The sequence below is a fragment of the Methylophaga sp. UBA4204 genome (assembly GCF_002379485.1).
Taxonomy (GTDB): Bacteria; Pseudomonadota; Gammaproteobacteria; order Nitrosococcales; family Methylophagaceae; genus Methylophaga.
Genome location: NZ_DFTU01000109.1, coordinates 69,245 through 72,194, shown reverse-complemented (window position 1 = coordinate 72,194; position 2,950 = coordinate 69,245). Strand labels below are relative to the sequence as shown.

General features: G+C 43.8%; 3 protein-coding genes and 1 pseudogene. All 4 read right to left on the bottom strand.

The window, feature by feature from the left end; genetic code table 11:
- A pseudogene (locus tag B3182_RS16235) lies at positions 1-188 on the bottom strand (hypothetical protein); the annotation flags it as partial.
- Positions 185-997, bottom strand: a complete 813-nt coding sequence (locus B3182_RS16230; protein WP_292357133.1) for an SDR family oxidoreductase — start codon at positions 995-997, stop codon at positions 185-187. The pseudogene B3182_RS16235 and the gene B3182_RS16230, both read right to left, overlap by 4 nt.
- Positions 994-1,641, bottom strand: a complete 648-nt coding sequence (locus B3182_RS16225) for a TenA family transcriptional regulator (RefSeq protein WP_292357135.1) — start codon at positions 1,639-1,641, stop codon at positions 994-996. Before B3182_RS16225 ends, B3182_RS16230 begins: the two co-directional genes overlap by 4 nt.
- On the bottom strand, positions 1,628-2,950 hold a 1,323-nt coding region (locus B3182_RS16220; RefSeq protein ID WP_292753527.1), incomplete at its 5' end, for an AMP-binding protein. The genes B3182_RS16220 and B3182_RS16225, both read right to left, overlap by 14 nt.

Below are 2,950 nucleotides of genomic sequence, written 5' to 3'. Positions count from 1 at the left end.
AGTTTTTTTATCTCATCCGCCTTTGCAGTTAATGATTCAAACGCCTCTATCTGTTGTTTGTCAGTTAACTCATAATTGGCATGTTCCCAGGCGGATTGCAATTGCAATGCTTCAGGCGATATTGCCTGAGCCGATAGACTGAAAACAAATAATCCCAGACTATAGAATAAAACAAATACTTTTTTCATTTTGCTGCTCCTGTCCAATAACGCTGAATCAGCGGAAGTTTTTTGGCTAGGCCTTGATCCACCCAGCGACTATTGATTGAATTCAACCAACCGAATAAACGTTCGGGCCAGCCTAAGAACTGTTCACTACGTTGTGTTTTCTGATAAAAATCGACGAACTGACTTGCCACGTTTTCAACACTATCACTATGATTTCCAAGTGCTTTATTCATTGCAGTCACGTTGTCATCGTTCATTGCTGTAGTAATGGTGCGGGGCGCAAATAAACGTACAGTGATAGGCGTATCGGCTAACTCTCGACGCATTGCTTCCGTAAAGCCTCGCAGACCAAATTTGCAGGCACTATAAACACTGAATCCCGGAAACCCGAGTCGGCTGAATGCCGAACCGATATTGATGATCTGGGCTTTATCTGCTTTTCCCAGTAATGGGAGTAGTAAGCGTGTTAATTCGATAGGTACCATTAAGTTGGTGATGAGCATCTTCTGAATGCTGCTTTCATTCATCTCTTTGAGTGGACCGAAATGATTGCTGGCCGCATTATTAATTAATGCATTAATACCTCTGGGAAACTGTTGGCAATACGAAAGCACTGCCTGACGGCCTTCACTTGTCGTTAAATCACTGGCAATGCAGTGATGTTGACCACCTAATGTACGATTAAGCTGTTCCAGTTGAACATGATTCCGACCACACAACACCAATAAAAAACCTTGAGCAGACAAGACTTTAGCCAGTGCAGATCCCAGTCCACCGGTGGCACCGGTTAAAACGATAGTGTTGGACGATGAATTCAGGGGCGTATTCATACTGTAAGGCTCCGAAAAATATCGCCATACAAACGATAGAACATTTTGCTACTGTGAATGATCAGTTGTTGTGCCTCTGGATCGTCAATCCGGTTCATCAAAGCTTCAAAAAATTTCACATGCTCCTGATCCAAAGCGCCATGTGAACGTAGATAACTAAAGGCTTTATCAGGCAAAAACAACGCATTTTGAATCGCTGTCGCGGCATTATCTGCGGTGGCAATACTGGTGCCCTCAAGTACATGAACCATGCCAAAAAAACCCAGTGGATTGACGCGGAAAACCGTATCGTAGGCATAGGCCACCATCAGCTCGGTGGCAGAATTTGGACGACTGTTTCGCACCAATTCTTTATCATGACCGCATGCAGCGATATCATTCAGAATCCACTCTTGATGCCCCAGCTCTTCTTCGATATATTCCGCAACAGCTTCCCGTAACCACTCATACTGTTCTGGCAATTGTGAGCCAACGGCCATCAGCAATGGAACGGTATGTTTAACGTGATGATAAGCCTGCGTTAGAAAAGCTATATAAAGATCCAGCGTCACTTCACCCCGCATCGCCTGATTAATAATTGGGGCAGAAAATAAGTGTTGTCGCTCAACGTCTGTCTGCTGGCAGAGTGTGTCAAAAAATCCCATACTGTGACTCCTGATAGATAGCTTCCAAATCATGCTGAAAAAAAGTAAAAATTCGATCGCGTTTTGGTCGACCATTGGCTGTGAGTAGTCCAGCTTTTGCTGTTAACGGCTGTTCAAGACGCTGCCATTTGGTAATTTGTGCGTAGACTGGAAGCTTTTTATTAACGTGTGATAGCCAGTTTTCCAATGCGGCATCGTTTAAATGGGTATAAATTAATGCGGTGCAATACGGTTTAGCATCACCAAACAAAATACATTGCAAAATCCCAGGACGAGCAAGTACTTCGCTTTCTACCCATTCGGGATTTATATTTCTACCGTAACTCGAAATGAGCAGCTGTTTTTTACGTCCCTGGATGACTAAGAATCCATCCTGATCCAGATAGCCCATATCGCCGGTGGAAACAGTATTTTGATGTGATAGGTCCGTGCCGATATAGCCCAGAAAAGTATTACCCGACACCATTATTTCACCCTTTTCAATTTGGATATCTACATGGGGTAATACCTTTCCGGCTGTTCCAGGATTGTCTTGTACTGGCGTATTGAGACTGACCACTGAACTACATTCAGACAAGCCATATCCTTCATATACTGGGAGACCAATCTGACGAGCACGTTCAATCATTTCGCTGGCGACGCGACTTCCCCCTACCGCAATAAATTGCAAGGATTCAGGTGGCTGCCATCCCTGTTCAGCGGCGATTAGTAAAGCCGACAATAATTCTGGAACCAGAATCAGACTTTCTGGTTGATAATGCGAAATGGTGGTTAATAACTGAAAAATGTTGCCTGACAGACTGCCGGAAAAACCGGTTTTCTCCATGCCAAGTAATATAATCTCTCCACCACTTAATAAAGGTGTGTAAAGCCCAGCAATATTTTCCAGTAATGTGCTTAATGGAAGTAAGGCCAGATGCCGAACATTTTCCATTTTCAGCACGCTTAATAAACTCTGACTGACTTGGTATTGATTGTCGTTACTCAGGCACACCCCTTTTGGGTCGGCTGTTGATCCTGAAGTAAATGTAATTTTTGCCGTGCCAGGAGGCAATGCGATGACTGAGATATTTCGGCAGGCTGTAAAGGTCAACATCAAACTTTTTACAAAGTGACTTTCACCCAGAAACTCATCATCAATCATTAATGGACGATCATGAATCAGCCCAATAGCCCCCGCACTCTGTAGTGCATGTTGCAGTTGATCTGGGGTAAAAAATAATGGCAATGGCAATAAAATGATTCCGGCGCGCTGTGCTGCCAGATCCATAATCAACCATTGCACGCTGTTATCAGCCAGTAAACCAAT

Excerpts from the sequence above, each read along its gene's own strand:
- B3182_RS16230 (WP_292357133.1), bottom strand. The coding sequence starts at position 997 with ATGAATACGCCCCTGAATTCATCGTCCAACACTATCGTTTTAACCGGT.
- B3182_RS16225 (WP_292357135.1), bottom strand. The coding sequence starts at position 1,641 with ATGGGATTTTTTGACACACTCTGCCAGCAGACAGACGTTGAGCGACAA.